The sequence below is a fragment of the Streptomyces sp. NPDC002671 genome (assembly GCF_053592475.1).
In genome coordinates this window covers 118,080-140,549 of the sequence record NZ_JBSFVU010000018.1, presented here as the reverse complement: position 1 = coordinate 140,549, position 22,470 = coordinate 118,080, and the positions used below count along the sequence as shown (strand labels likewise).

Sequence of the window (22,470 nt, the reverse complement as noted above, 5' to 3'; positions counted from 1 at the left end):
TCCGTTGGTACCGTCTGGGCAGCCGTGAGACAACGCGAGGAGGTGAGACCCATGAAGGCTGTATCCGTGTGGGTGCTCCCCCTTTTCGTCACGGTGGGCGATTGACGTAGGTGTCGCCGGGAGCGCCTCAGACAAGGCACTCCTGAGAGGCAACACCTGTGAACTTTGTGCATTCCCCTTCGGGTGCGGGCAACCACGCGGTCGCGGTCACGCGGGTTTCGGACATGCAGTGGCACGCCGTGGAGGATGACCGGACGGTCGGCCGCGGCGACGCTTCGCGACGACCCGACGGGCGGCTCTTCATCAGCATCGACGCGTGGCACGGCGCGGTCTTCGACCGCATCGCCGACGCGATGCTGGCGGACCTGCCCACACCGCTGTACACCGTCGTCGACGAGGCCGACCACGATTCGAGGTCCGCCTGGGAGCGGGTCGGCTTCGCCGCCGGACGCCGCGAGTGGGGCTATCTCGTCCCCACCGACCCGCAGGTCACCGGGCTCGGCTCGATGCGGCCCCCGTCAGGCGTGACGATCGTGCCCTCCGGTGAGGCGGAGGAAGGCCCGCTGCGCGCCCTGGACCGCATCATCCGCGACGAGGTCGAGGCCGCCGTCGGATGGCACACGATGCCGGCCGAGGTGCTGCCCTGCCCGGCGGGGACCACCCTGGTCGACCCGTCGAAGTACGCGGTGGCGCGGCACTTCGGCCAGTACGTGGGACTGGTCCGGGTGGCGCCGCTGATCCGGCAGCCACGGATCGGGCTGATCGCCGTCCGGGCCGACAGGCATCGCCGCGGTATCGCCCGGGCGCTGCTGGCCCACGCGCTGGGTTCGCTGCACCGCTCCGGGACCGCTTCGGCATGGGCTGAGGTGAACGAGTCCAATGCGGCGGCCACGGCCCTGTTCGAGAGCATCGGCGCCCGGCGCGCGGCCAGGACGCTGGAGCTCGTCCGCCGCTGACGCCGCATTCGATTCCTACCAATTACACCGTCACCGAACGGGAGAAGTGAGAGACCGTGACAAAAGCAGCAGGGGGCGTAGAAGTCGAAGGCACCGTCATCGAGTGCCTGCGCAATGCCACCTTCAAGGTGGAGCTCCAGAACGGGCACACCGTGCTCGCCCACATCAGCGGGAAGATCCGGAAGAACTACATCAAGATCCTCCCGTACGACCGGGTGCTCGTGGAACTCAGCCCCTACGACCTCACCCGCGGCCGGATCCGCTACCGGTACAGGGCGTAGCGGAAGGAGCAGGCCGGCCAACCGTAGGAACGAGCCCTGCGTTGGCCGGCCGTAGGGGTCCGAGCTCACTCCTGGCGATCAATTGCCGGATACGTTCTCTAGGCAACCCACGTGCTGGTCAGCGCCTGCACGGTCGAGCCGTCGAGGTCCTTCAGCTTCGTCCCGGCGAAGGCGCGCGCGGTGTCGGAGGTGAGCACCCGGAAGGCCGGGCGCTCGGCCGCGAGCAGGTCGGCAATCTGCGCTGCCACATCCTGCGGCGTCTGCGCGTTGGCGAAGGCGCCGCGGGTGCGGTCCAGATAGGCGGACAGGGCCGGCGCGTACGGCCCGGCCTGTTCGAGTGCGTCGTCTCCCAGGCCCACGTTGCTGACGAACTCGCTGGCCACCGCACCCGGCTCGACCACGCTGACGGACACGCCGACCGTGGCCGCGACCGGCGCGAGGGACTCCATGAAGCCCTCGACCGCGAACTTGGCGGCGCAGTACGCCTCGTTGAAGGGCTGGCCGATCACTCCGCCGACGCTGGTCACGGTCAGCACACGGCCCTTGCTCGCCCGCAGCAGGGGCAGGGCGGCCTTCGTGACGTGCAGCACGCCGAAGAAGTTGACCTCCATGACGGCGCGCACGTCCTCGACGCTCTCCTGCTCCAGGGTGCCGACGTGGCCCGCGCCCGCGTTGTTGACGAGCGCGTCCAGCCGGTCGAGGCCGGCCAGGCACTCCTGGACCGTGGCCGGGTCGGTCACGTCCAGGGCCCGGACGTCGACGGCGACCCCGGCTGCCTCGGCCGCCGCCAGCAGCGGGCCCGCCTTGGCCGTGTCCCGCATAGTGGCGATCACGCGCCAGCCGCCGCGTGCGGCGGCGACGGCGGTGGCCAGGCCGATGCCGGAGGAGGTGCCGGTGATCAAGACGGTCTTGGTGCTCATCGGGGATGATCCTGCCTTACTTATGATCCATGACTACTATGAGTCATAACTATGCGTCGAGATATTTCATGATGTCAAGCACATCGGTAGGCTGGGTGTCATGTCCAACCAACCGGATGAGCTCACCAGGGAGATCGTCGGCCTCTTCGCGGCCATCAACCGCCGCTACACCCAAGAGTCCGAGGCCGCGGCGGCGGCCCACGACATGACCCCGCTCCAAGCCAAGGCGCTGCTCGCCGCCGGGGATCCCGTCCCGACGCGCCACATCGCGGACCGGCTGCACGCGGAACCGTCCAATGTGACCGTGATCATCGACCGGCTGGAGTCCCGCGGCCTGGTCGAGCGCAGCCCCGATCCGGGTGACCGCCGCGTCAAGCGCGTCGCCGCCAGCACGGCCGGGCGCACGGTCGCCGCCGACCTCCGCGCCCGCATGCCCTTCGCCGCCGAACCCCTGGCCCGGCTCACCACGCAGCAGCGCGAGAGCTTGCGCGAGCTGCTGCAACTGATCCTGGAGACATGACAGCAGCCGAAGGCATGGACTCAGCGGTCCCGGAGCTCGGACGACAGGTGCTTGAGCTGCAACACGGGCCGTTGAAGTGACGGGTCGACGGAGGAGTAGAGGCTGAGCCGGAAGGCCCAGGCCCCGCCCTCCGTCGCGGGCTGCTCGCGCCCGCTCCAGTCGACGAGTGCCTGCGTGAGCGTCGGGACCGTTGCCGAGCCGTACGTTCCCACGGTCGACTGGACGACCGGCAGCAGCGCCGACACCGGCTGGTCGCAGGCGACGAGGGTGTACTCGTACCGCGCGCCGATCGCGACCGTCCGACCGGCCGGGTCGGCGTCGAAGACAGTGTCGAACATCGGCGCGAGCGGATTGTGGTCGGGCGGACCCCAGGGGCCGATGGCGATGGCGCCGGTGAGGTCGATGAACGGTACGACCGGCTCGGAGTAGCCGACCTCCGGCGTCCGGTAGACGAAGGACGGCACGGTGTCCGGCCAGCCCTCGCCGAGCAGTTGCGCGTTGCGGGTGACCTGGGCACTGGCCGACGCGCTCTGGTAGGCCGCGATGTGGACGCGCGGGAAGCTGAGTTCGAAGGTGAGCAGCGTGAACGCCTCGACCGCCTGGAGCGGGAACGCGTAGCACCGGCAGTGGTCGGCGTCGGCGCACCCGCACACCTCCGGATCGACGGGCGTGAGCTCGTGGCGCTCACCGGCCGCCGTGACGCACACGATCTTCTCCGGCCAGCCCGCCTCGCCCGGGCCGGACTCCACCGTGCGGGTCAGCCGCAGCGTCGCGTACCAGCCGTTCTCGGCGTCGAGACCGAGTGCGTACCGGTAGATGTGCGGGACCGGTCCACCCGCCGTGGCTGCGCTCACCCGCACAGGCGCGGGACCGGCTGCCCAGTGCGCGGTCCAGGCCTGCGCGACGGCGGCGGCGAGCGTCCGGTACGTGCCCAGCGCGTTCGTCATGGCGGTGCGTCTGTCGGGGTCGGCGCCTTCCCAGTCGGTCAGCCCGGCGAGCAGGCCGAGCAGCGGAGCGGAGACCGCGGTGTACTGCGCCAGGGCACCGAACAAGTCGTCGTCCGGTGCGCCGGCGGGCGTGCGGCTCGACTGGTTGTAGGTGACCCGGAGTTCGACGGTGTCCTGCTCGGCCGACTGGTGCTGCACCGAGAACCGGTACTGCCAGTACAGTGCGTCGCTGAGCCCGGCGGCGGAGGTGGGGACGTCGGCGTGCTGGTCGAGCAGGATCGGCATCGGCGGATACGCGCGCAGCGGGATCGGCACCCGCGGCGCGCCGAGGTCGAAGTTCAGGGCGGGCACCGAGCCGGAGGCGAGCGGCGTGACGAAGGTGAGCCAGTCGGACCGGTCGTAGCCTTCGATCTCCCGCTCGATCCCGAACTCCAGCTCGACACCGGAGAAGTCCAGGGTGAGGTCGAGCGCGGCGTGCGCGGCCACGTCGGGGACGGTGACCAGGAAGCTGATCTGCGAGTCGCCGTCGGCGAGCGGGACCTTGCCGTTCGACACCGTCGCGGTCCGCAGGTGTGCCGGGACGTTCTCGTAGCCGACGACCGGGTTACCGGACAGCCGCGCGTACTGGTCGGCCCACGGGGAGGCCGCGCTGGTGTCGTACTGGACCACGGCCGAGGTCGCGTAGCCGCGGGTCAGCGAGACGAGCAGCTCCTGGCGCAGCTGTTCGACAGCCGCCGCGCGCTTGGGATCGGATCCGGCGTCCGGCGCCTCCCCGGCGAGGACGTAGTCCAGGCCCGCCGCGACAGCCCCGGCGAGTGTCTTCTTGATGCCGATGATTTCGTCGAGCACGTTCCGGCCCAGTTCGTACGCACCCTGGACGTACGCGGCCGACAGCAGCAGCTCCACGTCCGCGAGGAACCCCTGCGCCCAGAGCTCGAGGTCGATGCCCTGGTAGTCGCGGGTCTGCCCCTCGGTCAGCAGACCTGTCCGGACGTCGAACCCGGGGGTGTACACCTGCTGCCGTGCGATGAGCGTGGTGGCGAGCGGGCGGATCGCAAAGGTGCGCGGCTGCATGGTGCCGGCGACCTCGATCGGGGGCTCGATGCTGACCCTCTCGATGCCACCGGTGCCGAAGACGACTGCCCAGACATCGGTGTCGGACGTCCGGCCCGGCGCCGTCGCCAGCCGCAGCACCGGCACCGCGCGCTGGACCTGCTCGGCGAACGCCGCCAGGGTGAGCGCATCGTTCTGGGCGGGGTCGGTGCTGCGGCCGGCGGGGACGGCGGTCGCCTCGCGCGTCGCGGACGCGGCGAGTGCCGGGTCGACCAGTGTGGGCTCGCGGAAGAGATCCAGCGCCACCGTGACCGGGAAGACGGGCTCGGGAAACGACCACTGGACGCCGTCCGGCGTCGACTTGCCGAGCCGGCCGGTCAGGCGGGCAGTGGCCGGTGGGACCACCACGCGCGCGCCGGGGCGCAGGAATCCGGTGTCGGCGTTCGCCGTGACGATGGCCTCGATGCCGGTCGTCACGCCGCGGCGACGGAACCTCGCGACCACGGCGGTCAGCGTGTCGCAGGCCGCGGTGGTCTCGGTGGGCGCGGTGCCCTCCGCGCCCGGCTGCTGCCCGCGCAGCACCTGCCCTGGCAGCAGCAGACCCGGCGTGCCGGCGTTCGCGGCGAGCAGCGCGACCGCGGTGACGCCGAACCGCTGGGCGGCCTCCTGCGGTGTCACTCCGGCCGCTGCGGACTGCGCGGGGAGCACGCCGGGCGGGCAGACCAGCAGCGCTCCGGTCGCGAGCACGTCGGTCCGCTCACCGATTGCCGCGGCGAGTGCGGCGAGGTCGACCGGCGGGCTGAACAGCGCGCAGACCTCGGCGAACGAGGCGGGCGCAGCCGTCGTCACCGACTTGCTGCCGACCGTGATGGTGACGCCGGACGCGATGGTCTCCGGCATCCCGGCGTTGACTTCGACCAGGCCGGCACCGGGGAAGTGTGCGGCGAGGACGGCGAGCGAGTCGCCCTCGCGCACGGTGTACGGCACCCGCAGGGCGTCGGGGTCCGCAGGCCACGCCCACATCCCGGGTACGACCGGGGGAGAGCCGGCCGAGACGGCGACCGAGCCGTTGTGCCGCAGCAGCTCGCCGGGTGTGGTGGCGTTGACGGCGGCGAAGTGCCCGAGCGTGTCGCCCGCCGGCACGGGCGTCGGCGTCGTGGTGAGGAACACCGGGGTGCCCGGGGTGAAGAGGTCGACGGTCGTGGTGTTCAGGGGCGCGAGCTGGTCGGGTGTGAGGCCTGCCCGGTTGTCGCGCAGGGTGTCGCCGCTCTCGACCAGGTAGCCGGTGACCTCGAGGGACGCGCCCGCACGGAACATGCCCGGCTTGTCCGCGTTCAGCGACACCACCTGCGCGGCGTCGAACGGGACACCGAGGTCCCGGAACGCCGACTCGACGCCCGCCAGCGTCGCTTCGCTGGCCGGCCGGTCGAACGAGACCTGGACCTTGACACCGTTGCAGTCGAAGACGAACCCCGGGGTGAGCAGCCCTGGGCGGTCCTGATTGGCCGTCACCAGCGTTCTGAGGGTGCAGCGCAGCGCCGCCGCGAGTTCGCCCGCCTGCGGTGAGTCGGGCGGCACCACCGCCTTGCGCGGCGGGGTGACGAGCTCGGCGGACGGGTTGAGCGGCAGCACGGTGTTGTCCTCGTCGAGCAGCACCTGTTCCGGGTCGAGTGAGGGCTCGACCCTGGCGCACAACCCGGCGATCGTGTCCTGGTTGCGGAACGCCGCGCTCACCGGTACCGCCAGTTCACCGGCGTCGAGGACGGCGCTGATGACCGCGTCCGCGTTCGCCGCGCCCAGTTCGTCGAAGCCGACGCCGTACGTGGTGCAGAGGCTGTCGAGGGTCGCGGCGTCGGCGGCGGGTGCCGAAGCGATCTTTGCGAGCGAGTCGAGCAGCGCGTGGGCACCGATGACGTACCGGGTCAGCACGACCATGTCGACGGGGAGCGGGGTGGGCGCCGATCCGGGCTTCTGCTGGAGCGAGGTGAGCAGCGCAGCCCGGATGTCGGGCTGGATGACCTGGTAGTAGACCGGCACCAGGCGGTCCCGGTCGCGCATCGCCGCGTCGGCGGCGGCGCTGCCGGGGTCGGCTGCGCCCGGCTGGTAGGTGACGGCCTGGAGGCCGACGTCGACGGCGAGGTCCGCCAGGACGCCCGATGGCTCGACGGTGTAGCGGAGGGTGGTCGACGGCCAGGCGCCGACGCCGATGACCGGGTCGGTGTAGCGGACGGGCACGGGGGTCTGGTCCGGACTGCCCGACCGGTTGCCGAACACGTCCTCGAACCACACCGAGACCTGGCTCTTCGCGCCTGCGGTGATGCCGGCGTACGGGTTGCCCTCGGGGGGCGGTGCCGTGGGCACGGCCGGGCCGTGCTCTACGGCGAACCGGCTGATGTCGACGATCCGGGTCAGGTCCCAGACCTCCTCGGCAGCCTCGCTCGCCACCAGGAACCCGAGTTCGTCGGTACCGTCCGCCGGCTTCGGTGACACCGCCCGGCCCTCGCCGCTGCCGCGGAAGCCCGTTTTCGGGTCCAGTTGGAAACCGAGCAGCCCGTACAGACGGCGCAGCCGGCCCTGCGGGGTGTCGTCGGCCTGCGGGTTGGCGAACCGCGCGGTGAACCCGACCTGACCGGGGTCGACCGAGGCGGCGGGCCGCAGCTCGGGCGGGTTCACCGCGCGCGCGGCGAGCGCGACCGACGCCGGATCCACCCCGTCCCCGACCACCGCGACGTTGGTGAAGGCGAACAGGTGCCGGTCCGGTGCGGCAGCGCTCTGCGACGAGAGCTGGACCAGCAGCGACAGCTGGGCAAGCCCGTCCTGGTCGAAGATCGAGTCGGGCACCTCGCCGCGGTACTGCATCCAGTAGCCGCCACCGCCCACGACGCTGCACTCCCACAGCAGCGTCAGGAACCGCTCGCAGTCGGCGAGGGCCGCGAAGTGCTGCCCCGCGGTGGCGCTTTCGGCCGTGGGACCGCTGCGCGTCTCGGTGGACAGGTTCGTCTGGACGATGAAGGTCCGGTCGGCGACGAGTGGTGTCGAGGTCAGACCCGGGCTGAGGCCGGGTGACGGCGGCAGCTTCCAGAGCAGGGTGAGCAGCGGGTGCTCGCCGGGCGGCGCCGGTGGGAAGGCGCCGGTCGCCGGCTTCTCGGGGATGCTACGCAGGTACTCCAGAAGCTGCGCGATCCGCTGCCGGTCGGCGGTGTCAGCGCCGAGCACCTCGACCGTCCCCGGGAGGCCCGGAACGCGGCGGACGGCGAACGAGACCAGCGTCGCCCACGCGTAGGAGCCGAGCTCCGTGTAGCGGGCGTCCGCGCCGGTCTGAGGTGTCGTCTGCTCCAGCAGGAACTCCGAGTCGCTGCGGTCCGACCCGGCGCGCGCGATCAGGTCGTTCGGCAGCGGCCACAGGGAGGGTGGGCCGGAGGGCTCGGTGGGTAGCTGGACGGCGGTGGTCGTCTGCCACGGGATCACCTGCGTGACGGCGTGGCGTGCGCCGATCTCGTGCGAAAGCGGCAGGGCCGCGAGAGGGCTCTCGATGACGGGCACCAGACCGGTCGCCGGGTACTTGTCCCGCAGGTCGGCGGCGGTGATCGAGATGACCGCCTTGTCGGCCTCGGTGGCGTCGAGCCGGATCACGCCCTCGTGTACGGCCGAGTCGGCGAAGGTCAGCCAGTCGGCGGGCACAGCCTTGTCGACGGTGATGGTCACGACCGGGTCCTTTGAACCGGCCGGGGGCGGCGGCGGGCCGGTGACCTGCTGGCCGATCAGCTCGTAGCCACCGGTCATCGGCCCGACGGCGTGGTACTCGCCGTCGACCCGGACCGGCGCGGGCAGACGCAACCCGCCCAGCGCGAACCGCGCGACCTGGCCGCTCACGGTCGACATGGCCGGGCCGTCGTGCATCGCGGTGATGAGCTCGTCCACGGCCATCACGGGCACGTCGGGCACGGTGAGCCGCCGCTCGGGCTGGGCGGCCAGCACGCCCGTGTCGAAGGCCATCCGCTCGGCGAGGTCCGCGAGTCCGAGCCCGTACCGCTGGGCCAGCGTCAGCAGGGTGAGACCGGAGGCCGTCGTGCCGACCGCGCCCGGCACCTCGACGGTGGCCAGTGGTACGAGCGCGTCCGCGGCGGCGGCGTAAGTGTCGAACCGATCCGTGGGGAGCAGGAGCCGGTCCTGGAGCGAGCGGAGCGTGTCGTTGGGCAGGACCATGGCCGTGGCGTCGGCCGGAAGGTGGACGCCCTCCGGGTCCACCGGCTCGTTCGCCCTGCGTACCGCCTCCAGCCAGTCGGCGAACGGCGTGCCGGGCACGACGTTCTGGATCAGCGCGGCGTACGCGGCGACATCGAGGACGGTGTCGCCGGGCAGGGTGGTCCAGGTGAGGGTGGTGGTGCTCTGGTAGGCGTCGGGCACCTTGAGGGTCGGGGGCAGCGGCTGCGCCGGGTTGCCGTTGAGCCGGTCGATCGCCTGCTGGTACCAGTCGGCGAGCGGCACCTCGCCCGGCTGCGTCAGCCCGAGCCGGACGTAGAAGACCGCCGCGGTGTCGTCGACGGACAGCCCGGCGTGCACGAACCCGGGCAGCGGCACGGTCGCACCGGCGCGCAGCAGCGGGGTGGCGTCGCGCAGGTGGTCGAGCAGCGCGGCCGGGTCGGCCTGGTAGGCGTGGGCCAGTTGACCGAGCGACTGGCCCGCGCCGAGCTGCACCGGCAACGTGCCCAGGGTGACCGAGGTGTCCGCGGCGACGGGCCAGTTGGGGTTTGCGACGGCGATCGACTGTGCCGTGACGCCGAGCGTGACCGTGAGGGTGTCACCGGCCTGCGCGGCGGTCAGCCGGTCCGGCAGGCCGGGGTTGAGTGCCAGCAGTTCGGCCGCCGATACGCCGAGGGACGAGGCGAGGCGGTCCGCGCTGTCCCGGGCGGCGACCTCGTACGGCGTGGTGGCCGTCCCGAAGCTCGCCGCGATGGAGTGGAGCGAGTCCTTCTCCTTCACCTCGTGGGGGAACACGGTCAGCAGGTTCACGGCGGCCTGCGCGGTGGCGCGGGCGACCATGCGCAGGTAGTCGCGCAGCACGAAGGTCGCCATGGATGCGCTGGGCTCATCCGCCACGGCGAGGGAGGAGGCGCGGTCGCCCGGCGGGACCGGGTCGAGCTCGGCGAAGTACGCGACCGCCTCGGCCTCGTACGTCGCGTCGATCTGCTGGTAGGTCGCGAAGTCGCGGTCCCGGTCCGCCGGGTCGGGCAGGCCGGTCGAGGTCCACTTCAGTACCGGGATCATCGGGAACGGCGTCCCGGAGACGTCGTCGGCCGTGTCACCCGTCGGCGTGCCGCTGATCCGGAGGTGGATGTTGTTGGTGAGGAAGCCCTGGATGTTGGTCCAGGTGAAGCCGTCGTTCTCGGCCTCGACAAGGGCCAACTGCTCGACCAGCTCCAGCAGTTCGTCGAGCGTGACCGTCGGCGAGGAGACGCCGAGCGCGTCGAGGGACCAGCGCAGCAGGCCGTCGGCGAGCCGGTTGAACGACGTGTCGGCGGCTGTGTCCGCGCGCGGGTTGCGCGACACGTCGGGCCGCTCGGTGTGGGCGATGGTGACCGCGTCCACCGGGACGGCGTTGTCGGCGAGCAGCATGACGACGAGTCGGTAGTCGGGCTCGTCGTTCGACGGCGGCGTCCGGCCGGTCCAGTCGACCGGGACGTTCGCGATGGTGTAGGCGGGGACGAGCGTGAGGTCCGCGGTCCGCGGTCGGCCGTCGGGGAAGACGTGCGCGTTCGGGTCGAAGTGCAGCCGGTACGGCGGCTGTTCCGCTGCCGCGAACGCGGCCAGTGCTCTGCGGGCCGTGAGGCTGCGGCGGGCGACGCCAGGGGCGAGCCGCCACGGCGGCGTGCTGTCGGAGCCGATCGTGAACGAGGTCTCCAGCGTCAGCGAGAACGAGAACGAGACCGTGATGAACAGGATCTTCACGCTGGCGCTGGCCCGCACCGACAGCTTCAGTGCCACGACGGTCGCCCGGTACGCGGCCAGTTCGACGGTCGCCATCGCGGAGATCTGCAGGTTGAGGTCGAGCCGGACGACCTTGAAGTCGACCGTCGCGTACAGCTGGCCGACGATGCCGACCGTGCCCCGGCACGCGTAGTAGAGCTCGGTGCTCCTGCCGTCCTCGTCGGGGTGGAACCACGCCAGCACGCCTTCGAAGATCACCACGAGGTTGACGTACATGCTGGCCTGGAGCGGGCCGCGTTGGAAGGTGCGTCCGACGCCGATGGACAGGCCGACACCGAGTTCGAGGACCGGGCTGAACGTCCCGTTGGTGATGCGCGGAACCCGGCTGGAGGTGGCGCCGTTCAGCACGCCGACGTAGATGCCGCCCCGGCCGTTGAAGATACCGGCCTCGATCGCGAACGAGTTGGTGAAGTCGCGGTCTGTCGGGAATCCGAGGTCGATCCGGAAGTTGCCGTTGGTGAAGATGTCCACGGTGATCACGCCGAGGGTCACGGACACCGCGCCGAACTGCAACTGCCGGTAGGCGTCGGGGATCTGCAGCCGGGCGTGGAAGACTCCGATGTCGTCGGTGACCTTCTTGTACAGCAGCTCGAAGCTCAGCCCGGCGAGCGAGCCCGCCCGCGGACCGCTCAGCGCCAGCAGGATGCCGTACAGGTCCGGGTCGTGCATCACCAGCTTGACCGCGACCGTGTCCATGAATGTGGCATCGATGCCGAACAGCCACTGGCTGGACGCGTCGAACACCATCGTCGCCGGGTTGATCGGCGGCTTGCCGGCTGCGGGATTCACCGGTCGCATCGCAGCGACCATCGCGTCGACCACGGCGGAGATACTGGTGTACTGGGTGAGGTTCTTCGGCGAGACGTGCTGCCCCAGGCCCAGGTAGCGCAGCGAGAACAACTTCTGTCCCAGGCCGCCTGGTTGGGGCGGTGCCTGGGTGACCGGATCCCAGGTCAGCGGCTTGGCGGCGCTGTCCCCGAGCAGTTGGGCGTCGAGCGCGATGTTCACCGCGGGGCTTCCGGTCGAGCGGTCGTAACTCAGGCCGACGGACTGGATCTTGACGAATCCGAGGTCCAGCTTCAGGTCGTGCTTGACGGCGACCCTCTGCTTGGTCGGGTCGATGGTCAGCTCCAGACCGGTGAGGTTGATGCTGTTGAGGAAGTCCCAGGGCGGGTCGAGCCGGAACGTCGCGTTCGGGTTGGCCAGCGAGACGAGGGACGTGACCAGCTCGCCGAGTGTGCCGGTGAGGCGGAGGGTGAGGATCCGGTGTCGGTCGGTCCCCTCGCCGATCCAGGACGTCGCCGCGCTCAAGGAGAGTTCACCGTAGGCGACTTCGAAGGTGTAGTCCTTGCCCGCGTCGGTGACCGACACCGAGGCGGTGATCTCCAGCTTGTTGAGCGTGAAGGATCCGGACAGGCTTCCGGTCAGCACCGTCAGCGGCTCCACCAGCGGGGTGCCGCGAAGGGCGATCGCCAGGTGCTCGTCAGCGGGCGTGGTGCGCAGGCTGCGCTCGATGTCGGCAGTCAGCAGCAGCCGCAAGGTCATGCCGAGCAGCGTCTCGCCGACCGTCACCCGAAGGGTTCCGGAGGCGGCGTACGGGTAGCCGGGTGCGGTGCTGAACCGGACGCCGAGGTCGGCGAGTTCGATCGCGATCTCGTCCACCCACGGGGCCGGCTTCTGGCCCAGCAGGCCGTAGACCAGACGCGGGAGGTCGACGGCGCCGGCCATCATCGCACCGAAGACCCAGGCACCGTCGCCCGGGTACTCCGCCCGAGCCAGCAGTTCGATCGGCGCAGCGTCTGGAACCGCGATCTCGCCCTTGCCGACGATCAGGCCGGAGACGCTGTTCTGCGATACCTGGACCTGCAGCTGCAACCCGATCAAGGCAAGGGTGACGTTGCCGGCCTTGATGGGCCAGTCGCCGCTGACGGCCAGCGCGGCCGAGTACTCCTTGCGCAGCAGCGAGGCGTAGATGTTCAGTGAATCGCAGGTCAGACCGGCGCCCACGGGCGGTCCGTCACCGCCGAAGAAGGCGCGGAACACCTGCGAGATCGGGATGTCGAACGGCTCCTTGGTGGTTGCGGTGAACGCCAGGTCGGGCAGCGTCAGTTGGACGGCCACCACGATGTCGTCCAGGCCTGCTCCGGTCAGGCTGCCACGTTCCGCCGCCACGACGTACGGGCCCGCGGCGCCCAACGAGGAGCGTCTCTTCTCGCCGAACCGCATCGTTCCGTAGACCGCACCGGTGACCAGCGTCCGGCCGGACGGATCGAAGCTGAACACCCAACTGGTGCCGACCTGCTCGATGGTCAGGAAGGGCACCGGTGGGTCCCACGGCTCCTTCGACTCGATGCGGACCGTGGTGTACGACAGGCCGGGGCCGGGGTTGCCGGAAGCCGGCAGGATGCCGAAGCCGAGGCCCTTCAGGCCGAACACGTCGATCGGCGCGATGCCACTGGGCAGCGTGAAGTCCGTGCCGTCCGCGCCGGTCATCGCGATCAGGGCCTGGATTCCCTGTTCCAGCCCGAGCGGGGTGGCGAAATCGATGGACAGCGGCCAGACATAGTCTCCGAAGACCAGCGGGCCGCTGATGGTGACGATCTCCTCCGGCTTGGTCGGCAATGTGACGTCGGCGAACATCAGGACTGCCGAGCGCCGCGCCCCCGCGGCGGGCAGTGGGTACGGGTCCGGGTAGTCCGTGGTCAGCGTCAGACCGACCGCGGAGACGTCCAACTGGGCGAGTTGGAGGCGCACACCAGGGGCGACGGCACGCAGTTCGAGGACCGGCGGCGCGTCGGGCAGGAACGTCACGGAGCCGTCGACGTAGAGCCGGTCGCCCAGGAAGGCGGCGTACCCGGTGAGGATGTCGCTGCCGGGCACCGAGACACTGCCGCGCATCAGCAGGGTGCCGGACAGCCGCGGTGGCGTGCCGGCCGGTACGTTCGTGGCCGTGACTGCAGGCTGCTCCAGGATGAGCGGGCCGAGCACGCCGGCCCCGAGGATCAGTGCGCCGGTGGTGCCTTTGGCGGGGCGGCGGCTGTCCGGCAGTTCGCCGAACGCATCCTCGAACGTCCACGTCGTAGTCGCCGCCGTGCTGCCGAGTTCGAGCCGCAGGGCCGCCACGTCAGTCCCGGCCTGCGGAGTTCCGGTGAGCCGCATGGTCCAGGGAGTGTTGAGACAGTCCGTGGTGGCCGTCAGCCAGACGCTGTCCGGCCCCATGGACACCTGGCCATCACGGACCTCGAGCTGGTCGACGCCGAGCGAACCCAGCAGACCGGAGAGCCCGGTGGGTGCGTCGCCGCGGAGCCGGCCGGACGATGCAGCGTTTCGAAACGCTTCGTAGATGCCGTCGAGTGACATATGGCCTGCCTAGCCTAGGGTTCCGGGGCCTGGACGACGTCCTCATCCGGCCCGTGCATCCCGAACGTCCCGCACGGGCGGAATTCCACCAGCTCCTCCGGCCGCAGGCCCGGGGTAGCCGTGAGCTTGTACACGATGTGGCCGACAAGGAAATCGGTGCCCGCCTCCGGGGCCGCCGCACCGCGCTTCCTCTTCTTCTGCTTTACCTTCAGCTCCTTGATGGTGGTTTCCACCGCGCGATCGGTTGTAAGGGTGTCCCACTGGACCGTGCTCTTTTTCTGGAAGAAGACGAAGGCCACGTAGGTGTGCGACGTGACGGTGCCGGTCTCCGGGATGAACACGTCGATCACCTCCTTTACGGGGTGATTGTCTGTGTTCCATGGGCCGGCGCTCGCCCCCACGTTCTTCGGCTTCATCACCTTGGTGGCGAAATCCTTGACGATCGTCCAGGTGAAGTCCGTCTCCTTGCCTTTGGCGGTGTAGTTTTCGACGGCCGTGCGCAGCGCGCCGTGGTGCGGGATTTCGAGCGCCACGACCTGGGGTGTCAACTGCGTTGTGCCCAGTTTCGTGTTGATCGCGTGCATCGTCTGGAATGTCGCGTCGCCAGGAAGTACGACCGTTTTGAACCCGTTGTCCACGACCACTACTGCGGATGACCCGTTCCTGACGATGTCGTCCGTCACATTGGGGACGTTCAGGTTCGAGATCAGGAGGCGAAATTTCACGTCATTGTGCACGGCGATATGTGTGGGAGCAGTGCTCCCGCCGGGATAGTTGCTCTGTTCCGTTGCACCGAAATTGACTGCAGGCCCGGGGTACTTAACGGCTGCGAGGAATTCGGTCACCGTATCCTGGTTGCCTTGGATCCAAGAGAGTCCACCGATATGCACGCTGTCCACGCGGGCGTCGATTGTCTTGAGTTCTTTACCCAATGCGCCTAGCAGGCCGTTGTGGTCGTCGTCCTGGTGCGAGATGACGACCAGATCAAGCTTCTTGGGTGTTGTCGTCCTCTTCGCGACCTTGTCCTTGATGTGGTTGACGGCATCCTTCCCGTAGGTGGGGCTGCCGCCACAGTCGATCAGCGCGAGGTAGTCGGCCGCAGCCTTCTCGACACCGTCGTCGTAGATCTCGACGAGGGTGGTCATGCCCTGACCGCACCACAGCAGTTTCACCAGTGTCAGACTCGGCACGGTCAGTCTCCTCTGCCGGAACGCAGCACCGCCCGGACCGGCGGTGGCGGCAGGCGCTTCGGGTCGGCGGCCGACGCGTACGCGAGGTACCAGCCCACCTTCGAGGCGCCGCCCTGGTCCGGGTTGCCGAACAGGATCACGTCGTTGTGCCCGGGCGGGAACGCCAGGCCCAGCAGCCGCAGCGCGAAGTCCCGCAGCCGCAGCGTGTACGTCCGCGGCTGCTCCGGCTCCTCGGCGACCAGAAACTCCACCGACTTGAAGCCCATGGTCACCACGCCCTGCAGCGGCAGGTTGACCCCGAGCAGCCCCTCGGCACCCGGCAGCCGCACACCCAGGTAGATCCCCGGGTCGGTGTCGGCCGTGCCCGGGCTCCATGCGACGAGCACCTGGATGGCGAACGCCTTGCTCCCGGCGAGCGCGCCGAGCGAGCCGAGGTCCACGGTGTAGTCCAGCCCGTACCACGGCTGGGTGAGCGTCGACTGGTCGAGCGGCGCGGTGACCGAGACGTAGCCCATGTCGGCGGGTGTCTGCGGCGGTGGCGGCGCGCCCGTCGCGAGCTGCGGATCGGGCGTGGCGATGAGTCCGTTCAGCCGGATCGGGAAGCGGGCGACCAGCGACTGTGCGCGTGCCCTGCTGTTCGCCTGGTCGAACGAGAGGTTGCCGTCCTTCAGTGTGAACCTGGTGGTTCCGGCCGGATCGCCGAGGTCGAACGACATGGCGATCGCCAGGCCGCCGAAGCGGAGGTAGCCGTCCTCGCCGACCGCGTCCACACCCCAGCAGAACGGGTCGAACTTCTCCGGCTCCTGGAACCGCAGGTTGCCCGCCAGCTGGAAGACGGCGTCGACGGTCGCCTTGCCCGACCTGGGGTCCGACGCCTTCGCGGTGACCAGTTGCGTCGACAGCAACTCCGCACTCTGCAGCACGAGTCCGTCGAGCTGGAAGGTGTTCTGCTCGGCCATCGAGAACACGTACGTGTCGTGCGCGGTGCCGTCGGGCAGCTGTTGGCGCTGGAGCGCGCCGTCGAGGATGATGTTGTTCCCGTGCGTGGTCGGCAGCAGCCGGGCGGGCGCGCCGAACAGGCGGTTGACGAGCAGTTCGGCCTTGCTGGTGAACGTCGTGACGACGGAGTTGCGCACGCCGACCGTCAACTGCAGGACGCGGAAGGCGTAGTGGATGTTCTCGCTGAAGTACTGGTCCTCGGGGTTCTGGTAGTCGATCAGCCCGAACATCGCCGAGCGTTCGAAGACCAACTGCCCGTCCGCGCGCCGGTACGGGGTGAGCGACAGTCCGAAGTGGTGCGCGGCGAACTGCTCCGGGTCGATCCCGGCCGCGAGCACCTGGAGCTCGTCCGGCAGCTCGTCCAGCGGGACCTCCGCCGAAAGGGCCAGCACACCGGTCCAGTTCGGGTCCTGGACGACCTGCAGGAACGACGCGTAGGGCGACCCGGCTGGCGCGTCCCGCGCCGCCTTGATGACACCGCGGATCGCTTCCTGGGCGTCCGCCGGCCGGCCGGTACGGGAGGCGGCCTCGGGCCAGGCCCAGGTCGACACGTCCTCCACCAGGTCGGCGATGCAGCGGCCCAGTACGAACTTGACGACGAGGTACGTCGACTCCCGCCAGCTGTCCGGGGAGAGCCGGAACGGCCAGCCCCCGGCGACCGGCGTCAGCCGGCCGCCGTAGCGCAGGAAGACGAGCTGCTCCGCCTCGGTGATCCCGGGACACGCATCGACCAGTGCGGCGATGAATGCGGTTCGGGTGTCGTACTCGGTGTCGTGCATCGCGTTGCGTACCGCGTTGAGGACATTCGCCGGCACGCCGCCGTGGTCCACGGGGATGGTGGCGATGACGTCGAGCGTCGCCGTGGTGAGCTCGTACGCGACCGAGCCGAACTGGTTGAACTCCGCCGGGTTGCCGAGGACCAGGAAGAGGTTGTTGGTCTGCATCGCCTTCCGGAACCGGCCGGTGACCGTGGTGAAGCGCAGGTCCGGCTTCGCCGCCGCGCCGCCGTCGTGGCCGATGCCGAGCCAGCTCCAGCTGAAGTCGGGTGCCAGCCCCACGGCCAGCCCCTGCGGCGTCACGGCCACAACCTGTTCGGCCTCCGGTGCCGGTTCGCCGCCCTCCCCGGGCAACAGCACCGCGCGGCGGGTCGGTGCGATCGCCAGCTGCTCGACGGCGACCGCGTCGGGAACCGCGTCGTCGGCGAGCCCGTGGAACGGCGCCATCGGGAAGGGAGCCTGGGTCGCGGTCGAGGCCGGCACCTCGCAGAAGTCCAGCAGGTCGACCCCGCCTGCCGCAGCCTCCTCGCCGACTGTGTACAGCGGCGCGTCCTCCGGCTGGCTGTAGTACGTGACGACGTCGGAGTCGGCGGCCGACTCGACCGACACCCATGACGTCGTCCCGTGTGACGTGAGCGAGTCGGCGCCGGTCCGGGCCGGGCCGAGCGGCGCGTAGGCCGGCTGCCCGGGCAGGAACGCCAGCGTGCAGCCCTCGGCGGGCAGACCGAGGTATTCCAGACCGGACATGCCGCAGATGACGCGGGAGCCCGCGGTCGCGGCCTCGACGGCGAACGGCCCGTCCGGGACGAGGTAGTAGCCGGCGTTCGCCTTCTCGTCGGAGAGATACGGAGCGAGGTCGAACACCAGCCGGGCCGGGCGCGCCGTACTCGTTCCGGCGGCGAGCGGGCGCAGGTCCACGCCGTGGCCGAGCACCGTGGCGTACCCGGACGGCAGCGCCGGTGGATCGCCCTCGCCCGTCGTGCGTGCGAAGAAGCCCAGCGAGGTGCGCTCGCCGTCCAGTGGCCGCAGCGGATCGATCTGCGTGTGGAACTCCAGGCCGACGTCCTCCGGCTGGCGGACGACGCCGAACCGGACAGTCTTGACGAGGCCCTCGTCCCCGGGCGTGAAGAAGCGCAGGCCGGCGCCGAGCCCGGCGAACGCGTCCCCGCTGCCGGCCGGTGCGTCGACGACGAACCGCCACGCACCGGTGTGCCCGGCTGCCATGCACAGCAGCGTGGTCGTGCGCCGCGCGGGGAACCGGGCCGTCGGCGAGTACAGCGTGACGGCCGACCAGTCGGCCCCGTCGGCGACGGCGAAGCCCCAGCCCGCCGCCGTGTCCGCGGGAGCGACCACCCCGCCCTCGGCCAACGCGAGCCGGTAGTCAGCAAGTTGGAAGGTTGCCCCGTCCACCGCCCAGGTCCCGTCCCGGCCCGCCCGGACGGTCAGCACGGTCGTCACCCACGCGGTCGGCGGCGCCGTCGGGTCGGCGACCCAGAGGAAGCGCGGTGGCCCCTGGGGGGCGTAGTAGTCGAGCCAGGTCCGCAGCGCTGCCAGGAACCCAGCCGAGTCCGTGGCCGGCATGCCGAGGAAGACGTACGCACCACGGCTGTCCGCCCACGTCCGGGTCAGCGTCGGTTGGTCGCCGAGCGCTCCCGGGTCGGAGGCCAGGAAGGCCGCAACGCGGTCCGTCGGGTCCGCCCAGTAGAGCGGTGTGTCTCCGGCACGGGTGAACGTGGGCTCGCTCATCAGCCGAGACCCGTGGCGAGATCGAGACGATCACCGTGCAGCAGCGGCAACTTGAGCACGGCCGGGTCGCGCGGCTGCCAGCCAGGGACGACCAGCCAGTCGCCGGCCTTCCCGTCGGCCACCGCCGCCGCTGTACGCGGCCGGTGCATCGTCACACCGCTCAGCGGCACGGGGACGTCCGACGGCCTCCGGCCCTCGCTCGCGAGCACGTTGCCGAGCGTCGTCCCCACCGGCACCAGCCGGGGTGCGCCGTTCACGCTGATCCGCACCATCGCGCGGACCACCGCGCGACCGCGCAGGTAGGCCGCGGCGACGCCACCGCCGGGCGGGTCCTGCCGGCGGACGTTCTCGGTGGCCGCGTCCAGCGCACCGAGCGTGGTGGCCGCCAGCAGAACGGCGTTCTGCTGGGGCCACAGCGAACCCGGCGTGGTCGTCGGCAGCAGCGTCCTCGGGTAGACCAGGCGCGCGTACGGCAGCCGTAGTGCCTTCGCGAACAGGTCGAACGCGCCCGCGCTGCCGTACAGCTGCCCTTGCCCCGTGGGCGGCCCCGACGGATTCGGCACGTCGACGCCGTTCTGCCGCGCGAGCTCGGCGAGGAAGGCGTCCAGGCCGTTGGTCCAGGTGCCCGAGTTGTCGTAGGACGCCACCTCGTAGTCGGCGACGCCGGCCGTGATGAACCCGGACAACGGGTTGCCCTGGGCGCCCGGCGCGATCTGGTAGCCCTCGTACTCGACGCGCATCACGATGCCCGGGCGCAGGTCGAAGTAGCCGCGGTCGAACCGCAGTCCGTAGGCGAAGTACAGCGTTTCGTCGAACGTCTGTGGCATCGAACGCGACACCGCCTCGGTGAGCGCCGCGACCCCGTACGGAGTGATGCCGACCGGCTGGAGCTGGGCGAGCAGCGCGGCCCACCGCGCGATCACGTCGGGGCGGTCGGTGAACTTCCACACTGGGCTGGTCGCCGGGATCAGCAACGTGTACACGTACGGCCCGGAGTCGCCCGGCGTCAGGGTGAAGCCGAGCGGCAGCTCGATGGTGCCGGTCTGCCGGGTCAGGAACAGCTCCGGCAGCCCGAGCGTGATGTCGGTCGCCGTCAGCGTCGGACCGAGCTGCGGCGCGACGTACGAAGGGCCTGCGAACAGTGCCTCGGTGAACACCGGGACGGGCTGCGACGGTGCCCCGGCCGCCAGACCGGCGAGCGCCCGTACGACGACCGTGGTGGAGGTGTCCCCGATCTCCACCGGCCAGCTGCCGCGGGTCGCCTTCGTGTCGCCGAGCGTGGTCACGGTCTTGCCGACGACCGTGCTGACCCGGTACCCGTCCACGAGCGCTGAGGGCAGCGCGTCCCAGGACACGCGCAGGTCGGCGCCGTCGTACGCCACCCTGAGGCCGGTCGGCGCGACGGTGAGCAGCGCGGCGGCGTCACCGGGTGGGCCGACGGCGACGCCGGCCAGTCCCCGCAGCGCGATCGTGGCGGTGTTGGGGATGCCGTCCGGCAGCGCCAGGACGATCGGAGCGCCGGTGCCCGGTTGGACCGCGAGCTCGACCTCGGCGCCGTCCCAGCGCACCACGGGCTGCACGCCGGTCAGCGCCGGCGACTGCGGTGGCGTCCACGCCAGCGTCACGCTCCGCCCGGCGCCGACGGCCACGCCGGTGAGCCGGGGGCCGGCCGTGACCAGGTCGAGGGACGCCACCGGTCCCCTCGCCACGCCGGCGACCTGGGTGACGGTGGCCCGGCCTGAGGTGAGCGGCAGATCGGCGGTCTGGCCTTGCTTCAGGAGAGCGGTGTCGCCCACGACGGCGCGGAAGGTCCCGTCCGGCGGCCCGCTCCAGGCCAGGGCGACCCGGCCGCCGTCGGCGCGGGCGAAGGTGAGGCCGACCGGTTCGGTGGGCGCCGGGAGCGGCACGGACCACGGCCCGGTTGCCACGCCGTCGACACCGCGGACGGCGACGGCGACGTCGCCGACCGGCACGGTGAACACGGCGATGCCGTCCGGGTCCACCCGCTGAGGCGTGCCCGGAACGCCGTCGACGTACAGCACCGCCTCGATCGGCACGCCTTCGGACAGCTCGCCGGCAGTCGCGGCCACGACGAGGTCCGTGTCGCAGACCACCGACGCGACGGTCGGCGTGGCCGCCACGACCGGGGCCGTCACCGTCGGGCCGGCCGAGCGCCCGGCCCGCCCGCGGACCGACACCGCGTACGCCGCGCCGCGCGGCAGCGGCTCGGGAACGGTGAGTGACAGCGTCGGCGCGGGGCCCAGGGTCTCCCGGCGGACCGGCACGCCGTCGCGGAAGAGCACGGCGTCGTACGCGGTGGGTGCGAAGTCCGGCGGCACCACGTCGATCGAGACCGTCGCGGCGTCCGACGTCACCCGCGTGACGCCCGGCGCTGTGAGCCGGATCTGGAGCGGTGCCGACGGCGGCCCGGAGCCCGCGTTGTTGACGGCCTGGACGACGACGCGGTACGTGCCGGGGCCGACGATGCCGGGCTCCAGCTCGACCGTGGTCGCGGGCGCGTGAACCTCCGTGGCCGGGAAGAACACCCCGCGGTCGTTCAGCACGGTGACCCAGTAGGCGTCCGCGGTGGGGACGCCGGTCCAGGCCACCGAGAGCAGGCCGGCGTCGAACTCGGCTTCGAGCAGTTCGGGCCGCTCCGTCGGCGCCGCGAACCCGGGGCCGTGCGGGCCGATGGACACCAGGTTCTCGCCGGTCCGGATCCGAGCGAGAGTGGCCGCCACCGTCGAGCCTGTCGGAGGTGGCTGCTTGACGACGAAGGATCCGCCGGCGACTGGGACTTCCGGATCCGGCGCGGTGCCGTTGACCACGAGCCGGACCAGGAAGTCGTCGGTGTCCGCGGCCTTCCAGGACAGCGTCAGGGCGCCGGTCACCGGGTCCGTCTCGGCCCGCTCGACCGCGACGGTGTCGGTGACGATCGCGACCTCCGGAGAGAGCTCAGGCCCCGAATTGCCGATGTACATCCCGATGCGGGCCTGGTAGGCCTGCCCAGGCGTCACGTCGAGCGGCAGTGCGGCATTGGTCCCCGACCCGGCCCAGGCCTCTGCCACCGTGCTCTCACCGTTCAATACCTGCACCACATACGCCGGCACGGGGCTCGGCTTTGCCGGCCCGCTCCAGGAGACAGCCAGCACGCCGCTGTCGTACCGCACCCACCTGATCACCGGGGGCGGCTGTGGCCCTGTGCCGCCTGGTCCACCCATGAACCCGCCTCCATGTGCCGACTCGTGTGCCAACGCCGGTAACACGTACTCGCCGGCTGTGTATCGCGGCCAGGACTCCCGGCCGCAAAGCACCCTTGTCGGCATCACCCGAAATCCGGTCCAAGGCTCTTGTACCCGTCAGAGGTGTCCAAACTGCCGCGGGGCATGCTGTGTCCCACGACTGGCCACGCGTTCCGCCCGGCTGGAGCAGTGGCGAGAGCAAGGGGCGGAATCGGACAGGCCGACTGACACGCAGAGCGGCGCGCATGGCCAGCTCTACAGGGCCCCCCGTCCGGCCGGCGCAAGTGTGCCTTTTCCCTGGATGGTTCGTGCATTTCTCGAGCAGACCGGATGTGGTGTGGAGGCGGCAGGGGCACATTGACCTGTGTGGCCAGGGAGAAGAGTCGGCTGTCGTTCCGGTCGGGCCTGGGCTCGTCCCGGGTGAGTGTGGACATGATGCCGGCCTCGCGAGCCACCGCGTGTGGACCGACGCGTGTCGATCGCCGGCGAGGG

The 22,470-nt window shown here is 70.8% G+C and carries 8 protein-coding genes; 3 read left to right on the top strand and 5 right to left on the bottom strand.

Going from position 1 to position 22,470, the window contains the following annotated elements; genetic code table 11:
* The first annotated feature begins 158 nt into the window (after positions 1 to 158).
* Together ACWD35_RS26855 and infA are read left to right on the top strand one after the other, a co-directional pair.
* Complete coding sequence (locus tag ACWD35_RS26855; RefSeq protein ID WP_451353845.1) at positions 159 to 956, top strand: GNAT family N-acetyltransferase; 798 nt, start codon at positions 159 to 161, stop codon at positions 954 to 956.
* Between the two features lie 56 nt (positions 957 to 1,012).
* Positions 1,013 to 1,237: a translation initiation factor IF-1 gene (gene infA, locus ACWD35_RS26850; RefSeq protein WP_362922832.1), complete on the top strand. Its 225-nt coding sequence runs from the start codon at positions 1,013 to 1,015 to the stop codon at positions 1,235 to 1,237.
* A gap of 98 nt (positions 1,238 to 1,335) precedes the next feature.
* On the opposite strand, the gene ACWD35_RS26845 is transcribed toward infA, so the two are convergent.
* Positions 1,336 to 2,157 carry an SDR family oxidoreductase gene (locus ACWD35_RS26845; RefSeq protein ID WP_451353844.1) on the bottom strand — a complete coding sequence of 274 codons (822 nt, stop codon included), beginning with the start codon at positions 2,155 to 2,157 and terminating at the stop codon, positions 1,336 to 1,338.
* Positions 2,158 to 2,257: 100 nt separating this feature from the next.
* Here ACWD35_RS26845 and ACWD35_RS26840 point away from each other — a divergent pair, with 100 nt between their 5' ends.
* Entirely contained in the window at positions 2,258 to 2,677 is a 420-nt protein-coding gene (locus ACWD35_RS26840; protein WP_451353843.1) for a MarR family winged helix-turn-helix transcriptional regulator, read from the top strand.
* 20 nt (positions 2,678 to 2,697) lie between these two features.
* Here ACWD35_RS26840 and ACWD35_RS26835 read toward each other — a convergent pair whose 3' ends face one another.
* From ACWD35_RS26835 to ACWD35_RS26820, 4 genes are read right to left on the bottom strand one after another with little or no spacing between them, the layout of a single operon-like run.
* A complete protein-coding gene (locus ACWD35_RS26835; RefSeq protein WP_451353842.1) occupies positions 2,698 to 14,025 on the bottom strand; it encodes a LysM peptidoglycan-binding domain-containing protein in 11,328 nt (3,775 codons plus the stop codon).
* A 14-nt stretch (positions 14,026 to 14,039) separates the two neighbouring features.
* A complete protein-coding gene (locus ACWD35_RS26830) occupies positions 14,040 to 15,215 on the bottom strand; it encodes an MBL fold metallo-hydrolase (RefSeq protein WP_451353841.1) in 1,176 nt (391 codons plus the stop codon).
* Between the two features lie 2 nt (positions 15,216 to 15,217).
* Complete coding sequence (locus ACWD35_RS26825) at positions 15,218 to 18,736, bottom strand: hypothetical protein (protein WP_451353840.1); 3,519 nt, start codon at positions 18,734 to 18,736, stop codon at positions 15,218 to 15,220.
* Positions 18,736 to 21,804 carry a hypothetical protein gene (locus ACWD35_RS26820; RefSeq protein WP_451353839.1) on the bottom strand — a complete coding sequence of 1,023 codons (3,069 nt, stop codon included), beginning with the start codon at positions 21,802 to 21,804 and terminating at the stop codon, positions 18,736 to 18,738. The genes ACWD35_RS26825 and ACWD35_RS26820 overlap by 1 nt, the downstream gene beginning before the upstream one ends.
* Positions 21,805 to 22,470 lie beyond the last annotated feature (666 nt).